20 protein-coding genes are annotated in these 24,959 nt (G+C 67.7%); 9 read left to right on the top strand and 11 right to left on the bottom strand.

Going from position 1 to position 24,959, the window contains the following annotated elements:
* The 3 genes from U9J41_RS25725 to U9J41_RS25715 all read right to left on the bottom strand — a co-directional run.
* On the bottom strand, positions 1-416 hold a 416-nt coding region (locus U9J41_RS25725; RefSeq protein WP_322404742.1), incomplete at its 3' end, for a transposase domain-containing protein.
* Between the two features lie 149 nt (positions 417-565).
* Complete coding sequence (locus U9J41_RS25720; protein WP_322405019.1) at positions 566-5,044, bottom strand: translocation/assembly module TamB domain-containing protein; 4,479 nt, start codon at positions 5,042-5,044, stop codon at positions 566-568.
* Positions 5,044-6,864, bottom strand: a complete 1,821-nt coding sequence (locus tag U9J41_RS25715) for an autotransporter assembly complex protein TamA (RefSeq protein WP_322405018.1) — start codon at positions 6,862-6,864, stop codon at positions 5,044-5,046. The genes U9J41_RS25720 and U9J41_RS25715 overlap by 1 nt, the downstream gene beginning before the upstream one ends.
* Positions 6,865-7,027: 163 nt before the next feature.
* On the opposite strand from U9J41_RS25715, the gene queC reads away from it, so the two are divergent.
* Both queC and U9J41_RS25705 read left to right on the top strand, forming a co-directional pair.
* Entirely contained in the window at positions 7,028-7,741 is a 714-nt protein-coding gene (queC, locus tag U9J41_RS25710) for a 7-cyano-7-deazaguanine synthase QueC (protein WP_322405017.1), read from the top strand.
* A 97-nt stretch (positions 7,742-7,838) separates the two neighbouring features.
* The gene (locus U9J41_RS25705) at positions 7,839-8,582 is read left to right on the top strand and encodes a metallophosphoesterase family protein (RefSeq protein ID WP_322405016.1); all 744 of its coding nucleotides are present in this window, start codon (positions 7,839-7,841) and stop codon (positions 8,580-8,582) included.
* A 67-nt stretch (positions 8,583-8,649) separates the two neighbouring features.
* On the opposite strand, the gene U9J41_RS25700 is transcribed toward U9J41_RS25705, so the two are convergent.
* Together U9J41_RS25700 and U9J41_RS25695 are read right to left on the bottom strand one after the other, a co-directional pair.
* Positions 8,650-9,021 (bottom strand): hypothetical protein, encoded by a 372-nt coding sequence (locus tag U9J41_RS25700; protein ID WP_322405015.1) that lies wholly within the window; start codon positions 9,019-9,021, stop codon positions 8,650-8,652.
* 191 nt (positions 9,022-9,212) lie between these two features.
* Entirely contained in the window at positions 9,213-9,929 is a 717-nt protein-coding gene (locus U9J41_RS25695) for a FadR/GntR family transcriptional regulator (RefSeq protein ID WP_322405014.1), read from the bottom strand.
* A gap of 97 nt (positions 9,930-10,026) precedes the next feature.
* On the opposite strand from U9J41_RS25695, the gene U9J41_RS25690 reads away from it, so the two are divergent.
* From U9J41_RS25690 to U9J41_RS25665, 6 genes are all read left to right on the top strand, one after another.
* On the top strand, positions 10,027-10,791 hold the full coding sequence (locus tag U9J41_RS25690) for a (Fe-S)-binding protein (RefSeq protein ID WP_322405013.1): 765 nt from the start codon (positions 10,027-10,029) through the stop codon (positions 10,789-10,791).
* Positions 10,788-11,486: a LutC/YkgG family protein gene (locus U9J41_RS25685; RefSeq protein WP_322405012.1), complete on the top strand. Its 699-nt coding sequence runs from the start codon at positions 10,788-10,790 to the stop codon at positions 11,484-11,486. The genes U9J41_RS25690 and U9J41_RS25685 overlap by 4 nt, the downstream gene beginning before the upstream one ends.
* The gene (locus U9J41_RS25680; protein ID WP_322405011.1) at positions 11,483-12,925 is read left to right on the top strand and encodes a LutB/LldF family L-lactate oxidation iron-sulfur protein; all 1,443 of its coding nucleotides are present in this window, start codon (positions 11,483-11,485) and stop codon (positions 12,923-12,925) included. The genes U9J41_RS25685 and U9J41_RS25680 overlap by 4 nt, the downstream gene beginning before the upstream one ends.
* Before the next feature lie 161 nt (positions 12,926-13,086).
* On the top strand, positions 13,087-13,287 hold the full coding sequence (locus tag U9J41_RS25675) for a hypothetical protein (protein ID WP_322405010.1): 201 nt from the start codon (positions 13,087-13,089) through the stop codon (positions 13,285-13,287).
* A gap of 87 nt (positions 13,288-13,374) precedes the next feature.
* Entirely contained in the window at positions 13,375-13,878 is a 504-nt protein-coding gene (locus tag U9J41_RS25670; RefSeq protein WP_322405009.1) for a hypothetical protein, read from the top strand.
* Positions 13,879-14,037: 159 nt separating this feature from the next.
* The gene (locus U9J41_RS25665) at positions 14,038-15,993 is read left to right on the top strand and encodes a GAF domain-containing sensor histidine kinase (protein WP_322405008.1); all 1,956 of its coding nucleotides are present in this window, start codon (positions 14,038-14,040) and stop codon (positions 15,991-15,993) included.
* 69 nt (positions 15,994-16,062) lie between these two features.
* Here U9J41_RS25665 and U9J41_RS25660 read toward each other — a convergent pair whose 3' ends face one another.
* The 3 genes from U9J41_RS25660 to U9J41_RS25650 form a co-directional block, all read right to left on the bottom strand.
* Positions 16,063-17,904 carry an ABC transporter ATP-binding protein/permease gene (locus U9J41_RS25660; RefSeq protein WP_322405007.1) on the bottom strand — a complete coding sequence of 614 codons (1,842 nt, stop codon included), beginning with the start codon at positions 17,902-17,904 and terminating at the stop codon, positions 16,063-16,065.
* A 182-nt stretch (positions 17,905-18,086) separates the two neighbouring features.
* Complete coding sequence (locus tag U9J41_RS25655; RefSeq protein WP_322405006.1) at positions 18,087-18,980, bottom strand: pepsin/retropepsin-like aspartic protease family protein; 894 nt, start codon at positions 18,978-18,980, stop codon at positions 18,087-18,089.
* Between the two features lie 213 nt (positions 18,981-19,193).
* Positions 19,194-19,586: a PPC domain-containing DNA-binding protein gene (locus U9J41_RS25650; protein WP_056449203.1), complete on the bottom strand. Its 393-nt coding sequence runs from the start codon at positions 19,584-19,586 to the stop codon at positions 19,194-19,196.
* Between the two features lie 222 nt (positions 19,587-19,808).
* On the opposite strand from U9J41_RS25650, the gene U9J41_RS25645 reads away from it, so the two are divergent.
* Entirely contained in the window at positions 19,809-20,141 is a 333-nt protein-coding gene (locus U9J41_RS25645) for a hypothetical protein (RefSeq protein WP_322405005.1), read from the top strand.
* A 17-nt stretch (positions 20,142-20,158) separates the two neighbouring features.
* Here U9J41_RS25645 and U9J41_RS25640 read toward each other — a convergent pair whose 3' ends face one another.
* The 3 genes from U9J41_RS25640 to U9J41_RS25630 form a co-directional block, all read right to left on the bottom strand.
* Positions 20,159-22,363 (bottom strand): hybrid sensor histidine kinase/response regulator, encoded by a 2,205-nt coding sequence (locus tag U9J41_RS25640; RefSeq protein ID WP_322405004.1) that lies wholly within the window; start codon positions 22,361-22,363, stop codon positions 20,159-20,161.
* A 98-nt stretch (positions 22,364-22,461) separates the two neighbouring features.
* On the bottom strand, positions 22,462-23,967 hold the full coding sequence (locus tag U9J41_RS25635) for an HD domain-containing phosphohydrolase (RefSeq protein ID WP_322405003.1): 1,506 nt from the start codon (positions 23,965-23,967) through the stop codon (positions 22,462-22,464).
* A 174-nt stretch (positions 23,968-24,141) separates the two neighbouring features.
* Complete coding sequence (locus tag U9J41_RS25630; protein WP_322405002.1) at positions 24,142-24,879, bottom strand: DNA-formamidopyrimidine glycosylase family protein; 738 nt, start codon at positions 24,877-24,879, stop codon at positions 24,142-24,144.
* Between the last annotated feature and the right edge of the window lie 80 nt (positions 24,880-24,959).

Raw genomic sequence — 24,959 nt, 5'->3', positions numbered from 1 at the left:
AGCTTGAGTGTGGTCCCGTCCATGGCAAGAAGTTGCAGGCCCTTGAACTGATACCGCTGCTCATCCTGCTGGTGCCAGCGCCGGGCCGAGGCGGCGAACAACCAGGCCAGCGGCTCCTCGCCAAGCCGCTGCCGCGCCTGGGTTGCGGCGCTATCGGTCACACAGCGGTCCTCCAGGTCCGGTAAAGCCAAGTCCAGTTCCGCCAACACTTGACGTACTGACCGGTGTCGGTACAAGGCCAGCGCAATCACCAGCCATACTACCTGCTGCGCGGGCAAACGCCGCTGGCGGATGCTGGCCTTGCCAGAATAGTTCAGTGCCGCCTCGATCCACTCGGCGGGAAGATGCTCGCCCAGCCGCCTCCAGTCAGGGGCTGCCAAGTCGACAGTAACAAGTGGTAGGGATTCAGATAACATGAAGGCCGCAGGTTAACAGCCCGCGGCCTCGTTTACAAGCGATCGTTGCTGAACTTGCCGCTTAACTTAACGGTATTAGGGTCAGAGCCCGGTTTTTGGAAATGTCGTGTTAGACATTGCCAAGATTCGGGCCCTGACCCCGGTGTGGATCAGTCGAACGCCCACGAATACAGCACGTCCAGCGCCGTGTTCGTGCCCGTCTGCAACTGCAGCGTGATGCGCGGGTTGATCTTGTAGCGCACGCGCACGACGCTCGATGCGGTGGCGGCGCCTTGTTCGAAGCTCAGGTACAGGCGCGACGAGATCCGTTTGCCCACCGTGACCACGGTGTTTTCCAGGCCCGACGCCTGGCCCGCGCCCTGGCGCACGCCCAGTTCGTCGACGCCCAGCGAATTCGCCAGCTTGCTCGTGATGCCGCCGGTGCCGCCTTTGCCACCCAGCAGGGCGCCGGCGGCCGCGCTCAGCACGTCGGCCTCGCTGCCCGTCGTCGCTTCCATGCCGTGGCCCAGCACGAGCCAGGACAGCTTGTCGCTGTCGGACACGTTCGGCGTCGACACGAGCCGCGCCGACGGCGACAGCGCCGTGCCGCGCACCTGCACGCCCGCTTCGACGTTCGTCTCGCTCAGCTGCTCGCCGTCGGGCCGCTTGCGCACGGCGAGGATGTCCAGCGACGGATTGTCGTACGGGCCGCTGAACGTGATCACGCCGCGCTCGATCGCCAGGCGCTGGCCGTACGCGGCATACGTGCCGCCGGCGGTGCTGACGGTGCCGTTGATGCGCGGCGGGCGGTCACCGACCTTCTGCACGCGGACGCTGCCGGCGAGGTAGGCGTCCGCACCCATGCCGCGCAGGTGGAAGTCGTCGCCCAGGTCAGCCGTCAGGTCGATCGTCAGCGGGACGCTCGACGTTTTCTGCGCCGGTGCGGCGGCCGCATTGCCGCGGCCCAGCACGATCACGTCGTCCGAGATCGTCGGGCGGTCCTGCGGCGCCAGTTCGACGAGCGCGCGGTCGGCCTTGAAGTTGCCTTCGACCCGGAACTGGTGCGCGTCGCGCACGACGGTGGCCTGGCCGCTCAGGACGACGGTGCGGTCGGGCCGCGACAGGGCTTCCAGCTTGTCCGCGACGAGTTTCAGGTTCATCGTCGCCTCGCCCCCGGCAAAGCGCACGACGCCGTCCGCGGTCGCGCGCCCGCTGTTGCCTTCGAGGGTCAGGCGCTGCAATTGCAGCTGGTCGCCCGCGAGCAGGGCGCGCAACTGGCCGTTGCGCAGGCGGACGCCCTGGTCCGGCCAGCGCACGGCGAGGCCGTCGCCTTCGATGCTGCCGTTCAGCGTGGGCGCGCCGACGGTGCCGGTGCCGTTCACGGCCAGGCGCAGCGCGCCGTCCACTTCCAGGCCAGGCTGGCCGAGCAGCGGCGACACCCACGCGAGCGAGCCGAGGTTCGCATTGGCCGTCAGCTTGAGCGGACTGTCGTTGTCGACGCGGCCTTGCAGCAACTGCGCGGTGGCGTCCACGCGCGCGTTGCCGATGCGCGCGCCGTCCAGCGCGAGCTGCGTGCGCAGCGCGCCGCCGGCGACGTCGGCGCGCAGGTCGAGCTGGCGCAGGCCCAGCGCGATCGGCGAGACGTCGCCCGCGATCAAATCGCCCTTTTCGCGGAACACGTGGACGTTGCCGGCCAGCTGGGGCACGGCGCCGGGCGCGGTGGGCGCGTGCAGGTCGATGGCCCATTGCGCACCGAGCGTCAGGTCGCCGCGCACGTTCTGGCGCATGGCGTCCGAAGATTGCGCGAGATAGCTGACCGGCACGCCGCTGGCGCTGCCGCGCGTGTTCCAGCGCGGGCCGATCTTGGCCAGCGACTCCACCGTGACGGAGCCGGCCGGCAGCTTGATCGTCGCGCCGTTGAATGCGATCTGCTCCGGCTTGGCCAGGCCCGCGAGGCCGGTGCCGGGCGCGCCCGCGATGTGCAGCGGCGTCGGCGCGGCCAGGGTCATGGCGTAGCGGCCGCTGTTCTTCAGCGAGTCGACCGTGCCGTTCCATGCATTGCCGGTGAGGCCGCCGTGGACGGCCAGCGCGGCGTCGAACGTGTCGCCGCGCGCGGCCGCCTGGATCGTGTGCGCGCCGCGCGTGCCCGTCGAGGTGAGGCGCGCGGAGGCGATCTTCGTTTCGCTGACGTTGCCCTGTTTGTCGGTCGTCGTGCTCGCGTAGTCCGTGATCGCGACGTCCAGCGCGAGCGGATCGGCGGCGCCACGGCCCGCGCCGAGATTCGCGCTGGTCTTCAGCGCACGCACCGACTGCGTGCCCAGCGCGCGGATGTTCTGGCCTTCGACGGATGCCGTCAGCGACGGCGTGTCCATCGTGCCGGACACCGTTCCGGACCCGCGCAGCGCGCCGCCGAAGTCGGGGCCGAGCGCGGCCAGCTGCGGCGCGTCGATGCGCCAGTGCAGCGTGTCGCGCCCGCTGCCGAACGCGCCGCTGGCCGCGACCACGTTGCCGCCCAGGTGCAAGTCGACGTCGGCGTTCGACACGTGGTGCTTGTCGGCGGCGAGTCTTGCGTGACCCCACAATGGCGATTTCGACAGCGTGGAATCCTGCAGCGCCAGGTCGACGGCGCCGCCCATGTTCGCGCCCGTGCGCCCGCTCGCGGTGAAGCCGCCGTTGATGCTGCCGGCCAGCGGCGAGCCGAAGGCGGCCGGGTTCAGGCGCTGCATGTCGCCCTTGGCCGTGACTTCGACGACGCGCGCGCCGGCCGATCCGGACAGCCACGCCTCGCCGCTCGCGTGCACGGAACCGTTGTCGTTCTTGCGTTCGCGCGGCACCCAGCCGAGGCCGCGCGCATCGACGTCGAACGTCGTGCGCGGCGCCTGCATCGTGCCGGTGACGACGCCGCTCGCGAGCACGGCGCCATACAGGTCGCCGCGCAGGGCGGACAGCTGCTTGCCGTCGACCTTCCACGCGAGCCGTTCGCCCGGCTTGCCGAACGCGCCGTGCAGGTCGACCGTGTTCTGGCCCAGCGCCAGCGTGGCGTCGACGTCGTGCACGTGGGTGGCGTCCGCATCGACCTTGCCGCGGCCCGACAGCGGCTGGTCGAACAGCCGGCTTGGACGCAGCGCGAAGTCGGCGCCGACCTTCCACTGCGGAGACAGCGCGCCGGCCGCGTTGATCTCGGCATTGATGTCGGCCTTCGGGAACGTACCGAAATCGGCCGGGTTGAAGCGGCTGACGACGGCGTTCGCCTTGAACGGCTTGTTGTCCTTGAGGCTCGCGCTGCCCGTCACGCGCACGCTGCTCTTGCCGGCCGACAGGCGCGCGTCGCGCACCGTGAGCACGTCGTTCGCCAGCGCCGCCTGCGCGGCGAGGCGCATGCCGGCGTCGAGCAGGTTGACGTCCAGCGTCTGCACGTCCTTCGTGTTCGCGACCTTGATGTCGCCGGCGATCTTCGTCGGCTTCATGCTGCCGTAGACCTGGCGCAGGTCGAAGCGGTCGGTGTGGAGCGCGAATTCGGCCGTGCCGAGTCCCTTTTCGCCGGGCCCGTGCTGGACGCTGCCGCTGCCCGTGAAGCGGCTGGCGGCGCCCACGTCGATCAGCACGTCGGTGATGCGCATCGCCGTCAGGCTGCCGCCCAGCCGGCCGCGCATCGCGCGCAGCGGCAGGCGTTGCTGGTCGAGCGTGCCGACGGCGCCGTCGTTCGTCAGGTCGACGGTGCCGGCGATGTTGCGGTTGGTGTCGAGGTGCACGGCCACGGCCAGGTTCAGGTCCGCGCTCGGCAACGTCGGGCTGAAGAAGCCGGGATCGATGTCGTGCGCATCCAGCGTGAAGGCCTGCAGCGGGATGTCGGCGAACGGCGCCATCACGATCTGCGCCTTGCCGTTCGCGCGCGCGGCCTGGCCGGTGGCGTCGATCACGGTCTTTAGCAGGTCGCCGCCCGCGTGCACCGTCAAGTGCGCGCCGAGGCTCGGCGGCACGGCGGCCTGCGCCGGCGCGGCCGGCTGCGATTGGGTCAGGCTCGCATCGGCATCGAGTTTATACGGCAGCGTGTTGGCGATGGACCCCTTGGCCGCGACCTGGCCCCACGGCGTGTTCGCCGAGGCGTAATCGAGCTTCCACCGCGCCTTGTCGCCGTGCAGGCGCGCGCGGATGTCGTCGATTTCCGTCGTCGCGCCCTTGTTCACGAAGATGGCCTTCGCCAGGCGCGCGTCTTCCACCGCCACCTTGAACGGCGGCGCCAGCTTCGTGGGCATCGTCGCCGGTTCGGTCGACGGCTTCAGCGTTTCCACGCGCAGCACGCGGGCGTACAGCTTGTCGATCTCGACGCCGCGCGACAGGTATTGCCAGGGCTTCCAGTCGATGTCGATGTCGTCGGCCGTCGTCACCGACGTCTCGGTGCGGAACACGACGTGGCCGATGTGCATATGGCCGTACAGCGAGCCGGTGACGCCCGACAGCGTCAGCTTGCCGCCGCTCGCGCCGGCGAGGCGTTGGGCGATCATCTGCAGCGTGGTCTCGCGCCCCAGGTACCAGACGGCGCCGCCCAGCACGACGCCGACGACGACCACGCCGATGCCGACGCGGCGCGGCCAGCGACGCTGGTGTACGGGATTGGATGTTTCCAGCGTTTGCTTATCGGCTTCCATCAGAACGTGAATCCCAGTGAGAAGTGCAGGCGGACTTTATGTACCGCCTTGCCGTAGGCGACGTCGACGTTGATCGGGCCGACGGGGCTGCGCCAGCGCGCGCCGACGCCGTAGCCGACCTTCGGCTTCAGGTCGTGGAAATTGTCGCCCGCGTTGCCGACGTCGTAGAACACGGCCGCGCCCCACGGCGGCTTGAACCAGTAATCGTATTCGGCGCTGCCGGTGAGCAGGTAGCGGCCGCCCGTGATGGCGGAACCGACCGGCACGCCCAGCTGCTGGTAGCCGTAGCCGCGCACCGACTGGTCGCCGCCGGCGCGGAACAGGAACGTCGACGGCACGCCGTTCTTGTCCTTCGACCCGACCGCGCCGAATTCGCCGCGCACGATCAGGGTGCCGGCCTCGCCGACCGGTTTGTAGCCGAGGGCGCGCGTGTACAGGCGCACGAATTTTTCGTCCGTCAGCACGGGCAGGAAGGCGCCGCCGATCTGCGCGTTGACGATGTAGCCGCGCGACGGCTGCACGAGGCTGTCCAGGTGGCGCTTCGTGATCGAGAACGTCAGCGGCACGCTTTTCACGCGCGTCGTCGGCAGGTCGTCGATGGTCACCTGTTCGGTCAGCGCTTCCAGCGTGAGCGTCTTTTCCAGCAGCGGCGAGCCCCATGCGCGCTTGGCGTGGACGCTCGTCGTGCGCGTGATCTGGCCGTTGGCGTCGAGGCGGTCGTAGCCGGTGCCGAAGCTGTTGTTGTAGCCGCCCGTCGTCGTCGGCAGGTAGAACTCGGCCTTCGCCGCCTGGTGCTTCTGTTCGTACAACACGTTGCTCTTCATGCGCTTGCCGAACACGTTCAGGTCGTCGTACTCGGCCTGCGTGCGGGCGCCGGTGTTGGTCGAGAAACCGACGCCGAGGGCCACGTTCTTGCGCTTGTTCTCGGTGACGCGCACAAGGATGGGCAGCACGGCCGGACCGCTCGGCGGTTGCTGCGTCGCGCCCTCGTTCTGCTTGAGGTCCTGCACCTGCGACGCGATCACCGACGACATGTCGGCGCTCACTTCCACGCCGCTGAAGTAACCCGTGTCCTGCAGGCGGCCCTGCAGCGCCTGCATCGCGGCCTCGTTGTATTCGTCGCCGGGGCGGATCGTGTTCAGGTTCGTGATCACGCTGGCCGGATAGCGTTTCAGGCCCTCGATCTCGAGGCTGCCGAAGTGCGCGTCCGGGCCGCTGTCGACGACGACCTTGAGCAGGGCGCGGTGCGTGTCCGGGTCGACCGTGGCGGACGAATCGAGCAGCTGGGCGCGCGGGAAGCGCGTTTGCGCGACCTGGCGCACGAGCCCGCGCTTGGCCGCTTCCCAGTCGGCCGTGCGGAAGCGCGCGCCGACGGGCAGGGTCCAGCGGTTGCGCAGCGCGGCCGCGTCGATCGGGGCGCTGCCCTTGTCGAACGGGACGAAGCCGCGCAGTTCGATGTCGACGTCGCCCACGACGACCGGATCGCCCGGCGCGACGTCGATGAGCACGACCGGCTTGCTGCCCGACGTGTCGAGGTCGGCCGATACCTTCGGGCTGTAATAGCCCTCGGTGGCGATCAGGGTCTTGATCTGCTCGGGCGACGCGCGCACGAGGCGCAGCAGCTGTTCGCGGTCGACGCGCGGATTGCCGCGCCAGCGCATCAGGTCGAGGTTATTCTCCAGCAGCTCGCGCAGCTGGCGCGGCGCGTCGATGCGCACGTCGTAGTCGATGGCCCGGGAGGGCGCTTCCGGGGCCGGCGGCACCGGCTGGTCCTGCGCGGCCGCGACCGGAGCGAGGCATAGCGCGTTCACGGCCAGCACGATTTGTGCCAAAATTCGTGATCGCGCCGGCGCCATCGCCGTGCATGGGTCGGGTCGTGCGGAAATCATGTCGCTCCATTCGTCAATATGCCGGCCACATCTTAACTGATTGTCAAATGGGATGGCGGACGCCTCGCTCGACAATTACTTCAGGAAATTCACTATGCACCAACCCGATACCGCGCTCGTCCTGTTCAGCGGCGGACAAGATTCCACCACCTGCCTGGCCTGGGCCCTGCAACGCTACGAGCGCGTCGAGACCATCGGCTTCGACTACGGCCAGCGCCACGCGATCGAGCTGGACGTGCGCGCGCCCGTGCTGGCGAAGATGCGCGCGCTGTCGGCCACGTGGGACCAGCGCCTGGGCGAAGACCATCTGGTCGACCTGTCGCTGATCGCGCGCATCTCGGACACGGCGCTGACCAGCAACGTCGAGATCGCGATGCAGGCCAACGGCTTGCCGAACACCTTCGTCCCGGGGCGCAACCTGCTGTTCATGACGGTGGCGGCGACGGTCGCGTACCGCCGCGGCCTGACCGTGCTCGTGGGCGGCATGTGCGAGACGGATTTCTCGGGCTATCCGGACTGCCGCGACGACACGATGAAGGCGCTGCAGGTCGCGCTCAACCTGGGCATGGCCACGCGCCTGAAGGTCGAGACGCCACTGATGTGGATCGACAAGCGGCAGACCTGGCAACTGGCGGAAGCGTGCGGCGGCGAAGCGCTGGTCGACCTGATCCGCTTCGAGACCCACACCTGCTACCTGGGCGAACGGGGCGCGCCGCACGCCTGGGGCCACGGCTGCGGCAAGTGCCCCGCATGCGAGCTGCGCGCCCGCGGCTACGAGCAGTACGCGCGTGAACGCGCGCAACCGTAGGGTGGGCGGCTGCACCGATGACTAACAACGCCGCGTGCGCCGCCCACGCGGTGATACGCGGCGCCGCTGCTGCCGCACCTGGAATCGACACCCGATCATGCGCCTCGCCCTGCTGACCGACCTGCACGCGAACCGCGAAGCCGTCGAGGCCTGCCTCGCGCACGCGGAGCGCCAGCACGTCGACCAGTACGCGTTCACGGGCGATTTCGTCGGCTACGGCGCCGATCCGGCCTGGGTCGTGCGCACGGTGATGGAATACGTGGAACGCGGCGCCGTGGCGGTGCAGGGCAACCACGATGATGCCGTCACGCGGCCGGTACGTTCGCAGATGCATGCGGAAGCGCGCGCAGTCATCGCCTGGACCGGCGGCCAGCTGGACCAGGAACAGCTGGCCTTCCTGGCCGCGCTGCCGTTGACGCACAAGCACGGCAACGCCTTCTTCGTGCACGCCAGCGCGCATGCGCCGCAGCAGTGGGAATACGTCACGGACCTCGATGCGGCCGAGCGCAGCATCCGCGCCAGCGGCAGCCGCATCGTGTTTTCCGGCCACGTGCACGCACCGGCGCTGTACCGCCGCGCGGACGACGGCCGCATGGGGCGCCACGTGCCGGCGGCCGGCGAATCCATCGCGTTGCAGCCGCAGCACCAGTACCTCGTGCTGCCCGGCGCCGTGGGCCAGCCGCGCGACCAGAACAACGCGGCGTGCTATGCGATCTTCGACGACGCGGCCCGCGAGATCCGGTATTTCCGGGTGCCGTACGACCACGGCGCCGCCGCGAGAAAGGTCATCGCGGCCGGGTTGCCGATCGTGTTCGCGATGCGGCTGGTGGAGGGGATTTGACGGCGGTGCGCTGACGCCGGCACATCGCGAACGTCACTCGTGGGCACCCCGTGCCCACGAGTACGAATCACACCGGCTGCTGCATGATCCGATGCTTGCGCGACCGGCTCGCGAGATACCACACGATCGCGACGGGCACCAGCAGCGGCAGCAGCAGCGGCGAGATCAGGAGCGCCAGCACGCAGGCGCCGATGGCCAGGCCGCCGATGCACAGGATGCCCACGCCGGCGAACACCACCGCGAGCACGGCGCCCACGACCAGCATGATCAGGCCGGCCAGCAGGATGCCGCCGCCCGCGAAGACCGTCGCCAGCACGGCGCCCAGCGGTCCGCCAATCTCGTCGCCGTCGAAGCTGACGACGCTGTCGCCGAACGTGAAGACGTTCCAGGCGAGCAGGGCGAACAGGAACAGGATGATGATGGCGGTGGTCTTTTTCATGATGGTCCTCTTGGGTTTCTCGTTGATTGGGTTCGCGTTGAACGGGTCATGTCGTTCTCGGCATGGTCGTACTGTATCCATACGTCCCGTGCGGCTCCAGCGGGCTGCGACAAACTGCATGTTTCGAGGGCCGGAGGGCGGCTTGCGGCGACGAACGGCGCCGACCCGGGCGCTGGTCCAACCAGGAACGGCTAGTCGTCTTCGGCGTCGAACCGGCTGCGCACATAGTCGATGTGCGTCTGCATCGCCGTGCGCGCTTCTTCCGGGCGGCGGGCGCAGATCGCGTCGCAGATCGTGCGGTGTTGCAGCGCCAGGTTTTCCGATACCGACTGGTTCAGCTCGCGCAAGCCGTCGACGTTGCGGATGATGTGCTCGCGCATCATCTTCGTGATGCTGCTGTGCAGATGCAGGAACATGCTGTTGCGCGAGGCCTGGGCGATCGCCTCGTGCAGTTCGACGTCGACGCGCGATTCGCCGGCGTGATTGCCGTCCCGGCGCGCCTGCTCCAGCCGCGCCGTCGCGGCGCGGATGCGTTCCAGGTCCTCGTCGGTGCCGCGCAGCGCGGCGAAGTAGGCGGTGGCGCCTTCCAGCACGCGCCGGAATTCCAGGATGTCGTCGCGCCGCGCGGGACTGTCGGCGATGAGCTGGGCCCACGGCGACGGCGCGCCCGTGCGCAGCTGGTCGGACACGAAGACCCCGCTGCGCGGCCGGATGTGCACGAGGCCGCGCGCGTCCAATTGCTGGATCGCTTCGCGCACGGTGTTGCGCGACACCGCGTAACGCTGCGCGAGCTCGCGCTCCGACGGCAGTTTCGCGTTGGCCGGAAAACTGCCGTCCAGCAATGCTTCTTCCAGCCTGCGTATGACCACAGCGACCCGTCCGCCGGCCTGCCGGTTCCCTGTGACCACGCGTTCTCCTCCTCTGGCCCAACCAGTTTGTGATGCACACAGAATACTGGAAATATCGGCCGACCAAAAGAGAAGCCAACGAACCTGGAGGCAATGCATGACCCGTAACGTGTATCTGTTCGGCACCTGTGTGATCGACCTGTTCATGCCGCAGGCGGGGCTCGACGCCGTGCGCGTGCTGGAATCGGCCGGCATCACCGTCCACTATCCGCGCGGCCAGAGCTGCTGCGGCCAGCCCGCATGGAGCAGCGGCAATCCGGACGAGGCGCGGGCCGTCGCGCGCGCCCAGCTCGACCTGTTCCCCGAACCGTGGCCCGTGATCGTGCCCTCGGGGTCGTGCGCCGGCATGATGCGCAAGCACTGGCCGGCGCTGTTCCGCGCCGATCCGGTAGTCGAGCCGAAGGCGCAGGCACTGGCCGGGCGCGTGCATGAGTTCGCCGAATACCTGACGTGCGTGCTGGGGTGGGAAATGCCCGCCGGGGCGCCGGCCGCCGGAACGCCGGCCGCCGGGACCGAGGACGTCGTGCTGCACACCTCCTGTTCCGCACGGCGCGAGATGGGCACGCGCACGCACGGCGTGGCGCTGCTCGACGCTCTGCCCGGCGTGACGCGGGTGGAACACGAGCGCGAATCCGAATGCTGCGGCTTCGGCGGCTCGTTCTCGATCAAGCATGCGGACATTTCCGGCGCGATGGTCAAGGACAAGATCGCGTCCGTGCGCGCGACCGGGTGCCGCCGCGTCGTGTCGGCCGACTGCGCGTGCCTGCTCAACATCGGCCACGCCGCGCAGCACCAGGGCGCGCCGCTGGCCGTCGAGCATCTCGCCAGCTTCCTGTGGCGCCGGATGGGGGAGCCGTCATGAGCGCGCGCGACCGCATCCTGGGCCGCCTGCGCGACGCCAGCCCGCGCGAACCCGCGGTCAGCGATCTCGAACGGCGTATCGACGCGCATTTCGACGCGCGCCGGGCGGTCCCGCCGCCCGCGCCGGACGTGCTGGCGCGGCGCATGCAGGCCGCGCTCGTGGCCGTGCGCGCGCAGGCCTGGTGCGCGCATGCTGGCGAATGGCCCGTGCGGCTGGCAGCGAGCATCGCCGAGGCGGGCGTGTCGCGCATCGTCGTCGACACCGCGAGCCCGGAAGGCCGGGCCTTGCGCGCCGCGCTGCCGGCCGGCGTCGAGGCGCTCGCATTCGAGCGCCCGCTGGAAGACTGGAAGGAAGAATTGTTCGGCACCGTCGATGCCGGCTTCACCGTCGCGCGCTCCGGCATCGCCGCCACCGGCACGCTGGTGCTGGCGCCGGATGCGGCGTCGCCGCGCACCGTGTCGCTGGTGCCGCCGCTGCACATCGCGCTCGTCTACGCGCACACGCTGCACGCCGACCTGCACCAGGCCCTGCACGCGGAGCGCTGGCAGGACGGCATGCCGACCAATCTCGTGCTGGCGACCGGACCATCGAAGACGTCCGACATCCAGCAGACCCTGGCCTTCGGCGCGCACGGTCCGCGCTGGACGTGGGTCGTGATCGTCACCGACGCACCCGACGTAAAGGAAGCCGCATGAAGACGTCCACCCTGCATTTCGTTCCCTCCGACGATTTTCACGCGCGCAGCCGCGCGGCGCTGGACGACCCGCAGCTGCGCCAGAGTTTTCGCGGCGCGATGACCTTCCTGCAGGACAAGCGCCGCGGCCAGTTCGGCGACGAGGACGAATTCCAGCGCCTGCGCGACCTCGGCGAAGCGGTGCGCAAGCACGCGCTGGCCAGGCTGCCCGCGCTGCTCGAACGGCTGGAAGCGACGCTGACGGCGGCCGGCGCCAAGGTCCACTGGGCCGACACGCCGGACGAAGCGAATGCGATCATCCACGGCATCGCGACCGGCCGCGCCGCCCGCCGCATCGTCAAGGGCAAGTCGATGGCGAGCGAGGAAATCGAGCTCAATCACTACCTCGAGCAGCGCGGCATCGCGTGCCTGGAATCGGATATGGGCGAATACATCGTCCAGCTGGCGGGCGAAAAACCGTCGCACATCGTGATGCCGGCGATTCACAAGACCCGCGCGGACATCGGCGCGCTGTTCGCCGAGCACATCCCCGACACCGGGTACACGGAAGACGTCGACCGCCTGATCCAGACCGGGCGCCACACGCTGCGCAACGCGTTCGTGGAGGCCGACATCGGCCTGTCGGGCGTGAACTTCGCCGCCGCCGACACGGGCACCTTGTGGCTCGTCGAGAACGAGGGCAACGGCCGTCTGTCGACCACCGTGCCGGACGTGCACATCGCCATCATGGGCATCGAAAAGGTCGTGGGAAAGCTGGAACACATCGTGCCGCTCGCGAGCCTGCTGACGCGGTCCGCCACCGGCCAGGCCATCACGACCTACTTCAACCTGGTCTCGGGCCCGCGCCGTGCCGGTGAACTGGATGGGCCGCGCGAACTGCACCTCGTCCTGCTCGACAACGGCCGCACGCAGGCGTATGCCGACGAAGAGCTGCGCGCCACGCTGCAATGCATCCGCTGCGGCGCGTGCATGAACCATTGCCCCGTCTACGGCCGCATCGGCGGCCATGCGTACGGCACGACGTATCCCGGACCGATCGGCGCGATCCTGTCGCCGCATTTGCTGGGCCTCGAGTCGACCGCGGATCTCGCCACGGCATCGAGCCTGTGCGGCGCGTGCGGCGACGTCTGCCCCGTGCGCATCCCGATCCCGCAACTGCTGGTGCGCCTGCGCACCGAGGCCAACCGCGCTCCCGACGCCGCGGTCGAACACCCGCTGCGCGGGCAGGGTGCCAGGTACAGCCGCGGCGAACGCCTCGTCTGGCGCTTCTGGCGCGGCGCGTTCGCCCGGCCGGCCGTGTACCGGATGTTCCGCTGGGCGGCCACGCGGCTGCGCGTCCTGGCCCCGCGGGACCAGCTGGGCTGGACGACGTACCGCACCCCGCTCATACCGGCCCCGCGCAGCCTGGCGGACCTGTTGCGCGCGCGCGGACAACCATGAACGTTGCCGTCTTTTCCGAATCCCGGCCGGCACGTATTCGGTGCCGCCATCGGGGACTGACTGACCGGTGGCGCACGGGTAAAAAGTGGCCGGAAATCAAGCCTTGCAATGCTGGACTCGAAGTCTATACTGACAGCCTGCTCTGTTGCAGGAGGCATTCTATGCAATGTGTTTTGAACCACCGCAATCTGGACGCGGCCGGCCACAAGAATCCGCCCTCGGCACCGCCGGCGATTCCACCCATCATCATCAATCCGTTCAGTCGCCATATTCCGTCGCCATCGCCGGCCATCGACCCGCGCAACACGCCGCCCGGCCCACCCATCGTGCCGCCACGCGGCCCCGACCTGCGCATCATCTAGCGGTACGGAATCGGCGCTTGTCCAGTGCGCCGCGAAGGCCTATGATCTCGCTTCTGGGCGTATGCCCGCACGACCGAGACAGCAAGAATGAACGACCAAACCCCCGACCACGCTCCGGAGCAGGACAGCGACGCCCCCGTGCAGGAGCCCCGCCTGTGGCAGGGCAACGGCTGGACCGCGCGCGTCATCAAGAACGAGGACGATGACGGCTGGGCCGTGGCCATGTACAAGGATGGCGAATCCGAGCCGGCCCTCGTCGGCCCCTGGACCATGGGCCGCGACAAGAAGAACCCGAAGCCGCTCGATACCCCCGCCTTCCACACGCTCGTCAAGACCGCGTCGGAGGTGATCCGCCGCCACGAGCAGCAGCTGCACGCGCGGCTGCACAAGAGCACCGTCGTGTCGACCGCCGAGGGCGAGCTGAAGGTGACGCTGGACATCGTCCCGGACGAGGACAACCCATATGCGCTGCTGAGCGCCTTCGACGAGATGGGCGAGCGCGTGGCGCAGGTGCGGGTGGCGCCGGATTTCAAGCTGTCCCCCGGGTCGGCCACGACCTGGATCGACAACGATTTCCGCGCGCCCCGTTAGGGTGGGCGGCCTCCGCCCACGCGTAAGGCACGCGATGCTGCGGCGTCACCAGGCGGCCGGACATCGGGTGTGTGGTTTTTGGCGGCACAACCCCCGCAGTCACGCCCCAAGCTGATAATATTTCCCGAACGCATCTTTATGGTCCGATAAGGGGAATCGATGGAAGACCGTCTCGCCCGCCTGGAAGCGGTCCAGGCCATGTTGCTCGACATCGGGCACCTGTCCGCCAGCTGCACCGACGTCACCGAGTTCATCGGCGCGGTGCATCGCGCGCTGGGCCGCATCATGTATGCGGAGAACTTCTACGTTACGCTGGCCGAACGGGAAGACGACACGGTCCGCTTCGTCTACTTCGTCGACTCGATCGACCAGGGTCCGAGTCCCGACGAGCGTGTGACGCTCGCCTCGCCCGACCAGTCGCCGACGGCCTGGATCATGCTCAACAAACAACCGCTCGCGATGACGGCCGACGAGATGCGCCAGCGTGAGACCGGGATGGCATGGGGCACGGGCAGCATCGCCGAGCACTGGATGGGGTGCCCGCTGCTGGACCAGCAGCACGAGGTCCTGGGCGCCGTCGTCATCCAGAGCTACCTGCCGGAACACCGGTACAACGCCGAAGACCAGGCGCTGTTCGAGCTGATCGCCAGCCACGTGTCGAATGCGCTGCAGGGCCTGCAGAGCATGGACCGCCTCGAGCGCGCCGTGCAGGAGCGCACCCGCGCGCTGGCGCGCGAGGTCGCGGAGCGCCGCCGCGCCGAGCAGGTGCAGCACGCGCTGTACCAGATCGCCGACCTGTCCGCGACCGCGCTCGAGACCGACGTGCTGGCCGCAAGCCTGCACACCATCATCGGCGAATTGATGATGGCGAAGAACTTCCTCATCGCGCTCACGCACCCGGACACGGGTGAGATCAGCATCCCATATTTTGCCGACGAAAAGGACAGCGAGGCGCCCCATCAACGCTTCCCATTCGGGATGGGCATGGTGTCGTACGTGCTGCAGACCAAGCAGGCGCAGCTCCACGACGCCGGCAGCTTTGCGCGCCTGCATGCGGCCGGCAAGGTGAAACACCCGCTGGGGAACACGGACATCGCCAGCTGGATCGGCGCGCCGATGCTCGTGCACGACAAGGCGTACGGCGTGCTGGTCGTGCAGAGCTACGACCCGACCATCGTCTACGCGAAGGCCGACCTGGACCTGCTGGCCTTCATCGCCAGCCACGTCGCGGTGGCCATCGCGCGCATGCAGGCCGACCGTGCCATCCGCAAGGCCAAGGAACGCCTGGAACAACAGAACGCCGCGCTCGAACAGGCGCTGCACCAGTTGCAGGAAGCGCAGTCGGAGCTCGTGCGCAAGGAAAAGCTCGCGTCGCTGGGCCAGATGGTCGCCGGCGTCGCCCACGAAATCAACACGCCGCTGGGCATCTGCGTGACGGCCACCAGCCACCTCGTGCAGGAACTCAAGCTGACGCGCGAGGAACTGGCGGCGGGCGAGATGACGGAAGACAGCCTGGGCGCGTTCTTCGACGTCGTCGACCAGTCGCTGCGCATCATGACGACGAACACGCAGCGCGCCGCGGCCCTCGTGCGCAGTTTCAAGCAGGTGGCGGTGGACCAGTCCTCGGACGACATCCGCAGCTTCAATCTCGGCACCTATCTGAACGAGGTGCTGCTGTCGCTGCAGCCGAAGCTGAAGGGGCGGCCGCTCGAAGTCGCGATCGACTGCCCCAAAGACCTGCTGCTGGAGAGCTTTCCCGGCGCCGTGTCGCAGATCGTCACGAACATGGTCGTCAATTCGCTGATGCACGGCTTCGAGCGCGACCAGCGCGGCCACATCACGATCCAGGCGGCGCTCGACGGCGACGACGTCGTCTTCGATTATGGCGACGATGGCGCGGGCATGGATGCGGAGACGCTGGCCAAGCTGTTCGACCCGTTCTTCACGACCAAGCGCGGCAGCGGCGGCAGCGGCCTCGGTGGCCACATCCTGTACAACCTCGCGACCGGCGTATTGGGCGGCACGCTGCGCGTCGAGAGCAGCCCGGGACAAGGCCTGCGCTACCACCTGCGCTTCCCGCGCAAGTCCGTCCGGCCCGCGCTGAAGGCCGCCTGAGTTTCAGCGGAACACGGCGGCGCCGGTCGCGCACACTGTCGGGCTCGTTGCCGGACCGGCCATCCAATCCTACCCGACGAGCGTCGCCGCGACCGATTGCCGCGCCGGCGCGGCGTCGGGGAGGGGCGCGCCGGCGGCCGGCTCATCGAACCGGTAACCGCTGGCGTCGATCACTTCCCAGCCGCCGTCGCCTTGCAGATGCAGCACGTGCGTGTGATGGCGCAGCACGCCGGCGCGGTGGGCGATGCTGACGAGGGTCGCGCCGCTGTCGCGCAGGCGCGCGTACAGGGACGCTTCGTTGCCACTGTCGAGCGCGCTCGTCGCCTCGTCCAGGATGACGATATGTGGCTTGTGCACCAGCACGCGGCCGAAAGCCAGGCGTTGCTGTTCGCCGACCGACAACAGTTTTTCCCAGTCGTGCACGGCGTCCAGGCCGCCCACGCGTTCGGCCAGGCGCGGCAGGTGAACCTGTTCCAGGATCTCCAGCAACTGCTCGTCGCCCAGGTCCGACCGCACGCTGGGGTAGATGAGCTGGCTGCGCAAGGTGCTCGCCTGCAGATAGGGCTGCTGGGGCAGGAAGAACACGTCCTCGATGGGCGGATGGTGGATCACGCCGCTGCCTTCGTGCCACAGGCCCGCGATCGCGCGCAGCAGCGAGCTTTTGCCGCAGCCGCTGTCGCCGGTGATGAGCAGGGCATCGCCCGGCTTCAACACCAGGCTCAACTCCTTGATCAGCACCCGGTCGGATTGCGGCGGGCACAGCGTCAGGGATTCCAGCGCCAGGTGGGTGCACGGCGTCATCCGGATGCTCGGGCGCTCGGCGCCGGCCGCGCCTGCGGGCGCCGCGCCGGGCAGGACGAGGTTCGATAACGCCTGCAGGCGGCCGATGCCCGCCACGAAGCGGCTGAGGCTCTCGAAGTTGTCGACGATGACGCCCACGGCACCGAGCACGGCGGTGAACGCGCCGGCCGCCTGCGTCGCGCGGCCCACTTCCAGCGCACCCGACAGGACGCCGCCGGCCAGGATCACGTAGGGCAGCACCACGGTGAGTTGGCTGAACGTGCGCTGGAAAAAGTTCAGCGCACGCTGCTTCTTGATCAGCCGGGCAAAGTTGCGGATCACCTTGTCGAACGTGTGGTCGATGTGCGTGCGTTCCTGCGCCTCGCCCCGGTAGAACGCGATCGATTCGGCGTTTTCGCGCAGGCGCATCAGGCTGAAGCGGAAATCCGCCTCGCGCCGCAACTGCCAGAAATTCAGCTGGATCAGCGGACTGCCGAAGACGTAGAGGGCGACCACGTTGCCCATCACGGCGTACGCCACCAGCACGCCGACCAGCACGTGCGAGATCGACCACAGCACGGTGCTGAACGCGACCAGCTGCATGATCGACCCCAGGAAGATCAGCAGGAAGTTGATGGACCGTCCCGTGAACGTGTTGATGTCTTCGCTGATGCGCTGGTCCGGATTGTCGATCTCGCCGCCGGACCCCAGCGCGTAGTATTTGCGGCCTGTCAGGTAGCCGTCGAGGAAGCGGCCGGTGAGCCAGCGCCGCCACTGGTTCGCGAAGACGTCGCGCATGTAGTAGTAAAAGGCGTAGGTCGGCACCGCGAGCGCCAGGATCGCCAGGCAGGCCCGCACCGACGTCCAGAACCGGTCGCCGTTGCGTGCGGCCAGCGCCGAGGTCAGCTCGCCGGTCTGGTTGTTCAGCATGACGGCCAGCTTGGTGTCGACCAGCATCAGGACGATCAGCAGCATCAGCAGCGTCCACGCTCTTTTCTTTTGATCGCCCAGCCAGTAAGGCTTGGCCACGTTGACGAACTGCTTCCATGCGGCGAGCGACAGGGGCGCGGGCCTGGGTAACGGCGTGTCATCCGTTGCGGCGCCGGTGGGTGAGGATGTGGGGGTGGTCATGGTCGGTCTCTCCGGTCGGCGGCGGGGTATTGTCTTTACCCTCGAGCTTACGACCGGGCGTGCGACCGTTCGGTGCGGAGACGGACATAGCACGCCGTTCCGGTTGTGATCACGTGTGCGTCCAGTGCTGCGATTACCGTCGATCCGGACGCATGCCGCAGCCCGTCCGGTCCCGCAATGCATCACATAGCGCCACGCTTCACGTCTGGCGGTGAAATGAGCAGGCGATGCTCGGGAAGATCGAACAGCACGCGATGTTCATGAAAAAATGGCGCGCCCAACAGGCCGTCGAACGGCGCCCCGTCCAATTTGACCCGTTCAGCCTTCAATTCGCCCAATGAGTGGCCGTCGCTGTCCTGCACATTTCCAAGCGAACGCGGATCGCAATCCGGCTTGCCCGAAGCCGGCTTCCGACATGCGATCGACGCGACCGCCAGGTTCTCGGCGTTGACGAGATTGACGGGTGTCCCGGTATCCAGTACGAATTTTAGCGGCTTCCCATTGACGACAAATACGACGCTCGGGCCTTCCTTGCCGTAGCCAAGGCGCAGCGTCTGCCATTCCTGGCGGCGGGCCCATGGATCTTCGCCGGGCGCGTAGATCGCCAGGTTACCCAGACGATAATCGAACATCACCGGCCGATTTCCGAATGCCGCGAGACCGATCGCGCCGGCCTGCCGCGCCTTCGTGAGCTCCGCGTCCGGTCCTTCCGGGGCGCCGCCCCACTGTACGTGCACCCGGCCTTCCACCGGATCGAGCCGGGTAGCACCGATCACAACCTCCTTGGCGACGAGATTCCGGACTTCGTACACCTGGCCATGTAAGTCGCGAAACTTGCTTGTGCTGTCGAGCAGCGTTACCGATCCGGATGTTTTCGCCATCGTTTCCGGCATCGAGATGCCAAGCGAACCACCCGAATCAATCATGAGACGAGCGGACGCATTACCCACCTTGACGGTCGTGAACGGGATGTCGTTGATCAGGGTGATCGGCACGAGATCCGCCGCATCTGCCGCGGCAGGGAGGATCGTCCCGAGAATCGCGATAAAAGCTCTGCTTTTTAAAAATCTCTTCATTCCACTCATGATCAATCAGGCTCCGGATTATTGAACAGCTGAATCGAAGCCGATGAGCTTACCGAAAAAGCGGCGCCGAATACGCGCGGATTCTCCCCACGAGTGCTCGTTCCCACGCCGACCGCAACGGTATCTCGTCCGCCCGGGTATGAAAGGCCCCGGCTCGCCGGCCACGTCACGGAAGTGCCGGCCGGCGCTGACGAGTCAACACCGTCAAGCCTTCACGAACAACTCGTCGAACCCGGTCGCCGGATCGAACTCGCGCCGGAACCGGTGGCGCGGCAGCAGTGCCACCAGCACCTCGGCCGTCGTGCGCACGATGCAGCCGGGGCCCAGGTGGCCGCCCAGGACGCGGCCGCCGTCGTCCGCCACGGACACGTGCAGGTGCGGGCCGTCCGGCGACAGCGAGCCGCCCAGCGTGAGGATTTCCAGGTCGCCGCGCAGTTCCGTGAATTCCGGCCGGCCGGCGAAGCGCAGCCGGGCGACGGACAGGCTGCCGACGCCTTGCAGGACGAAAGCGGCTTCCACGTGGTGCTGCGCGACGAGGGCGTCGAGCACGGCGCGCAGGTCTTGGCCGGCGCCGATTCGCAGGGGCAGGGTCTGCATATTGGTGTCCTCCATGATCGCTTTCATTCTACGCCTGCCGACCGCGATGGAACGCAACCGATAGTTTCTGTACGGGAATTGTAAATATCGGCATTCGGCCGGAATTTGCATTGCAAAAAATAAATATAAATTGTCTTTTTTGAATATTGATTTTCAGAAAAATACCCGTATGATTGCGCGTTCCTGAAGAGAAACGCGAAGATAAGCGAAGATTACACAAAGATGTCAACAAAATTCATGATCGCGGCCGTCCTGGCCGTCACAATGTCCGGCTGCGCTGCGTTCGCGCCGGTAACCGACACTCACTACACGAGCCGCGACGGGAAGCTGGACATCCATGGCGAACTGGTCGACAGCTCGGACGTCCGCATCTTCGTCAACGGCGCCAAGGTCATCGATGACCAGATCTCGCTGCTGCACGGCGACGGCAAGTTCGACGGCAGCTACCAGGGCAAGCCGGTCCGTGCCGATTGCGCCACGTCGGCGGGGCGCCAGGCCAACGCCACCCTGTGCACGGTCGCGGTCGACGGCGAGCGGGTCACGCTGCGGCTTTAACGCTTCAAAACGGCGGTTCAGCGCGGGGTGGACAGGTTGGACAGCAATTCGACCAGCTGGTCGATCTCGTAGGGCTTGGCCAGCACCTGCACGCCCGGGATGACGGCGCGCTGGTCGGTGTAGCCGGTCGCGAGCACGACCGGCAGGCCGGGGCGGCGTTCGCGCAGCAGGCCGGCCAGGTCGATGCCGCTTACCTTGCCGGGCATGACGATGTCGGAGAACACGACGTCGGCATCGAGGCCGGCGTCGAGCATGGCGAGCGCCTTGTCGCCGTCCGCCGCCACCATCACGTCGAAACCGCAGTCCTCCAGGCCCCGCACGACCGCTTCGCGCACGAGCGGATCGTCCTCGACGAACAGGACGCGCCCGCTGCCGCGGCCCGGCGCCTGGCCGTCGGCGCGCGCCGCGACGGCCGACAGCGGCTGCTGCGAGCGCGGCAGGTAGATGTCGATGGTGGTGCCGGCGCCGACGGCGCTCGACAAGGTCAGCCAGCCGCGCGACTGGGTGGCGAAGGCGTACGCCTGGGGCAGGCCGAGGCCGGAGCCCTGGCCCGGCGGTTTCGTCGTGAAGAACGGGTCGAGCGCGCGCGCCTGCACCTCGGGCGGCATGCCCGTGCCGGTGTCGGTCACGCGCACGCGCACATAGTCGCCGCCCGTACGCTCCACCGTCGGCTCGAGGGTGCAGTTGCACACCTCGATGGCGAGGCGGCCGCCGTCCGGCATGGCGTCGCGCGCATTGATCGCCAGGTTCAGCAGCGCCAGGTCGAACTGCACGGGGTCGACGGTCACGGGCCACGGATCGTCCGCGCACAGCACCTCCATGCGCGTGCCCTGGCGCAGCACGCCGCGCAGCAGTTGCACGGAGCCGCGCACCAGGTCGCCCGGATCGACCGTCAGCAGGCGCGCGTCCTGCACGCGGCCGAACGACCCCAGGCGCGTCGTGAGCGCCGTGGCGCGGCTGACCGTGCGCTTGCAGGTGTCGACCAGGCTCAGCACCTTGGGCTGGCTTGCGGTCAGGGCGGCCAGCTGCAGGGCCGTCGTCAGCGTCTGCAGCAGGTTGTTGAATTCGTGCGCGATGCCGCCCGTGAGGCGGCCGAGGGCTTCCAGCTTCTGGCCGCGCACGAGGGCGCTCTGGGCGCGCTCGCTGGCGGCCACGGCTTCGGCCACGCGTCGTTCCAGCTCGGCCTGGGCCGTGAGGATCTGGTGGCTGGCTTCGGCCATGCGCTGCGCCACCGCGTCGATCTCGATGATGCCCTGGGGCTGGTAGCGCACTTCGCGGCCGGCACCGAGGTCTTCGGCGCTGCGGCCCAGGTATTCGATCGGGATGGCGGCGCGGCGCGCGAACCAGCGCGCGGCCACCGACGACAGCACGAGCAGCATCGCCATGATCGCGGCCAGGAACGTCGCCGCATGCAGCGGCACGCGGCGCAGGTCGGCCGTGGGAATGCTGACGAGGACCTTCCATTCCGATGCGGGCACGGTGCTGTAGAACGCCTGCACGGGAATGCCGGCCAGGTTCTTGTTGGAGAACACGCCTTCGCGGTGGGCCGCGAACAGGGACATGGCCATGTTGCTGACGGTGCGCCCGCGGTACCGGTCGACGTCGAGCGAGCGCGCGACGACCTTGCCGTTGCGGTCGAGGATCGTGGCCTGCCACTCGGCGGGGAAGCGCTGTTCGCGCAGCACGTTCTGGAGGATGGCGGCGTTCACGCCCATCGACAGGTAGTAGCGGATGGCGCCATCCACGCGCACCGGCACCTGGATGGCGAAGTCGTGGCGGTGCAGGATCTGCGAGACGAACAGGTCGGACACGATCGTGCGGTCGGCGCCGTCGCGTTTCATGAGGCCGTCGATGTTCGACGCGCGCCGGAACGGCAGCGGCGCGCCCAGCGGGGCCCGCGTGTTGACCAGCTGGCGCCCGTCCAGGCCGATCAGGATGATCGCGGTCTCGTCGGTCGGGGCCAGCGACCTGACGTGGCGGTAGAACGTGTCGAAGTCGCCCCGGGCCAGCGCGGGGGAATTCGCCAGCGCGTGCAGGATGCCTTCCTTCGTTTCGAGTTCGTTGTCGACCACGAGGGCGAAGGCGCGCACGGCTTCCTTGACGCTCGTTTCCTGGGCGACGCGCTCTTCCTGATAGACATACCAGACGGCCAGCACCGCCGCGACGAAGGCGGGGACCAGGATCACGAGGATCAGGATCAGCAGTCGGGTTCGGATACGCATGGGCCGGAATGGCAGTCGTGACAACGTTGCCTCGAAGCTCAGCATACTACCCGACAATGCCTAGCTTGTCCCGGCCTGGCGGAAAGAGGACTCGTGCGTCAGTCCGGCCAGCGTTCGTTGATCTCGGCCGCCTTGTCGAGGTTGCGGATAAGGATGTCGACATAATACGGGTCGAGGTGCTGGCCCGCCACGTCGTGCAGGTAATCGCGCACCTGGTCGATGGGCCACGCTTTCTTGTACACGCGCTCGTGGGTGAGCGCGTCGAACACGTCGGCCACGGCCACGATTCGGGCATACGGGTGGATGTCGGCGCCCTTGAGCCCCTGCGGATAGCCGCTGCCGTCCCATTTTTCGTGGTGCTGGTGGGCGATCACGGCGGCCGCCTTCAGGATCGGGCGCTGGGAGCCGTCGAGGATCTGCAGGCCGATGGTCGGATGCTGCTTCATGATGTCCCATTCCTCGGGCGTGAGGCGGCCCGGTTTCAGCAGCACGGCGTCCGGCGTGGCGATCTTGCCCACGTCGTGCATCGGCGCGGCATGCATCAGCACGGCCGTTTCGTCGTCCGGCATGCCGGATTCCAGCGCCAGCAGGTGGCAGACCTGGGCCATGCGGCGCACGTGGTTGCCGGCCTCGTTCGAGCGCGACTCGACGACGTCGCCCAGCCGCAGGATCAGTTCGGCCTGGGTGTCGGTGATTTCCTGGTTCAGCAGGATGTTGTCGAAGGCGATGGCGACGCCCGAGCAAAAGACGTCGAGCAATTGCACGTCGATCTCGTCGATCTCGTCCACGCCCTTGAGCACGAGCAGCGACGCCTTGCCGCTGTTGTTCGGGAAATAGCCGACATAGGTATCGCCGTGCAGTTTCGAGATGCGGTTGTGGCGCGCCTCGTCCAGCTGGGCGATCAGTTCCGGCCCGATGTCCTGTTCGCCGACGTCGCCGATGCGCGCCAGCACCTCGTACTGGCTTTCGCCCGCGATGACGCTGGCGCCGGCCACGCGCAGCAGCATGCTCTGCTCCAGGCGCAGCAGGGCGACGACCTGCTGCAGCAGGCCGCTGGCGAAATCCTTCAGGTTGCGCTGCTTGAACAGGTGCGACGACGCCGAAATCACGCGCTCCAGGCCCTCGCGGTAGTTCTGCTGGACGCGGCGGGCGTCCTCGACCTTCATGATGTCGCGGTAGGCGCGCAGGGCGGCAAACGTCGTCGTGAACAGCTTGGTGCGGTCGAGCTCGGTCTTTTCCTTGTAGTCGTTGATGTCGTAGTCGACGATCACGCGTTCCTCGGGCGCCTGGCCGGGCTGGCCCGTGCGCAGCACGATGCGGGTGAACTGGTTGTCCAGCTCCTGGCGCATCCAGCGCGCCACTTCCAGGCCGCTGTCCTCGCGCTCCATGACCACGTCGAGAAACACCAGGGCGATGTCCTTGTCGCGCGCCAGGATGGCTTTCGCCTCGGCGCCGCTGTACGCGTGCAGGAAGGACAGGCTACGGCCGTCGAGGCGGAACCGGGACAGCGTGAGCTTGGTGATGTCATGGATGTCCGGTTCGTCGTCGACGAGCAGTACTTTCCAAGGGGCAAGCTTCGGCGCGGCTGAGGACAGGAAGGACATAAGACGATCCAATCTCGTAACGATATCTGGGAAAAGAACAGGGCATTGCGATGAAGCAGCACCGTCTTAAATAATTGTAGTATGAGCAGTGACCATTAACAACAAGAAATATTGCTGGCATCGGGTCAAAAGTCACAATGTCGCGATGTGTTGCTTCCCAGTCATTTGCGCCGCTCATTCATACCGCTTCTGGCAGCGCTCGCACCAGAAGCTGCGCCGGTTCGTCCGGCCCAGGTGCGCTTTGTGAAATGGGATATGGCAGCGGGGACATGTTTTCTTGTTATGCGCAAGCCAATGTTGCTTGAGGGTGAACGCCTTTTTCCATTCGAGGAAGTCGAAGCTGTACTGGCGCGCCTCCTGCACGAGCGCGCGCAGCTTGGCCGGCGGCAGCGCGCCCACCGTCGACAGCGGGTGCACCCGGATGCGGAACAGCACCTCGTTCTTGATGATGTTGCCGACGCCGGCAAAGATGTCCTGGTCGAGCAGGGCGTCGCAGGCGAGCGTGTCCGGCGCGGCCCTGAGCTTCTTGCGCGCCCTGGCCGGGTCCCAGGCGTCGGACATGACGTCCGCGGCCCAGTCGTACGACGCGTCGATGTCGCTGTCGATTTCCTTCACGGAGCAGGCATAGAAATTCAGCTCGCCGCCGTCCGCGAAGCCGAGCGACAGGCGCGGGGGCTTGTCGCGCCGCTCGTTCACCCGGTACGTGCCGAACAGGAGGAAATGGATGCGCACGACCATCGCCGGCGTCTGGATCAGGAAGTGTTTGCCCCACGTGCGCAGCGCAACGATGGGCTGGCCGACGAGGCGCGCCGTGTCGATGGCCCAGGTATTGCCGTCGGCGCGCACGATCTCCTGGCCCACGAACCGGGCCGTCTGCTCTTTCAGGATGACCAGCGACGGGCCTTCCGGCATGATGTGTCCTTGCTGATGTTGAGCCTGTTGGAATTGTGCTGCGCAAGACCTCGAGGCACCTGTGCGGGGACTAACATTTC

The organism is Massilia luteola, from assembly GCF_034420155.1.
GTDB classification, from domain to species: domain Bacteria; phylum Pseudomonadota; class Gammaproteobacteria; order Burkholderiales; family Burkholderiaceae_D; genus Telluria; species Telluria luteola.
The sequence above is the reverse complement of the archived record's forward strand: the minus strand, read 5'-3'. Positions and strand labels throughout refer to the sequence as shown.

Bases quoted from the DNA above. Each gene is read 5' to 3' on its own strand.
- U9J41_RS25680 (WP_322405011.1), top strand. From the start codon at position 11,483: ATGAAGACGTCCACCCTGCATTTCGTTCCCTCCGACGATTTTCACGCG.
- U9J41_RS25705 (WP_322405016.1), top strand. From the start codon at position 7,839: ATGCGCCTCGCCCTGCTGACCGACCTGCACGCGAACCGCGAAGCCGTC.
- U9J41_RS25635 (WP_322405003.1), bottom strand. From the start codon at position 23,967: ATGTCCTTCCTGTCCTCAGCCGCGCCGAAGCTTGCCCCTTGGAAAGTA.
- U9J41_RS25655 (WP_322405006.1), bottom strand. From the start codon at position 18,980: ATGAAGAGATTTTTAAAAAGCAGAGCTTTTATCGCGATTCTCGGGACG.
- U9J41_RS25670 (WP_322405009.1), top strand. From the start codon at position 13,375: ATGAACGACCAAACCCCCGACCACGCTCCGGAGCAGGACAGCGACGCC.
- U9J41_RS25700 (WP_322405015.1), bottom strand. From the start codon at position 9,021: ATGAAAAAGACCACCGCCATCATCATCCTGTTCCTGTTCGCCCTGCTC.
- U9J41_RS25690 (WP_322405013.1), top strand. From the start codon at position 10,027: ATGACCCGTAACGTGTATCTGTTCGGCACCTGTGTGATCGACCTGTTC.
- U9J41_RS25675 (WP_322405010.1), top strand. From the start codon at position 13,087: ATGCAATGTGTTTTGAACCACCGCAATCTGGACGCGGCCGGCCACAAG.
- U9J41_RS25645 (WP_322405005.1), top strand. From the start codon at position 19,809: ATGTCAACAAAATTCATGATCGCGGCCGTCCTGGCCGTCACAATGTCC.
- queC (WP_322405017.1), top strand. From the start codon at position 7,028: ATGCACCAACCCGATACCGCGCTCGTCCTGTTCAGCGGCGGACAAGAT.
- U9J41_RS25720 (WP_322405019.1), bottom strand. From the start codon at position 5,044: ATGGAAGCCGATAAGCAAACGCTGGAAACATCCAATCCCGTACACCAG.
- U9J41_RS25660 (WP_322405007.1), bottom strand. From the start codon at position 17,904: ATGACCACCCCCACATCCTCACCCACCGGCGCCGCAACGGATGACACG.
- U9J41_RS25630 (WP_322405002.1), bottom strand. From the start codon at position 24,879: ATGCCGGAAGGCCCGTCGCTGGTCATCCTGAAAGAGCAGACGGCCCGG.
- U9J41_RS25685 (WP_322405012.1), top strand. From the start codon at position 10,788: ATGAGCGCGCGCGACCGCATCCTGGGCCGCCTGCGCGACGCCAGCCCG.
- U9J41_RS25650 (WP_056449203.1), bottom strand. From the start codon at position 19,586: ATGCAGACCCTGCCCCTGCGAATCGGCGCCGGCCAAGACCTGCGCGCC.
- U9J41_RS25640 (WP_322405004.1), bottom strand. From the start codon at position 22,363: ATGCGTATCCGAACCCGACTGCTGATCCTGATCCTCGTGATCCTGGTC.
- U9J41_RS25665 (WP_322405008.1), top strand. From the start codon at position 14,038: ATGGAAGACCGTCTCGCCCGCCTGGAAGCGGTCCAGGCCATGTTGCTC.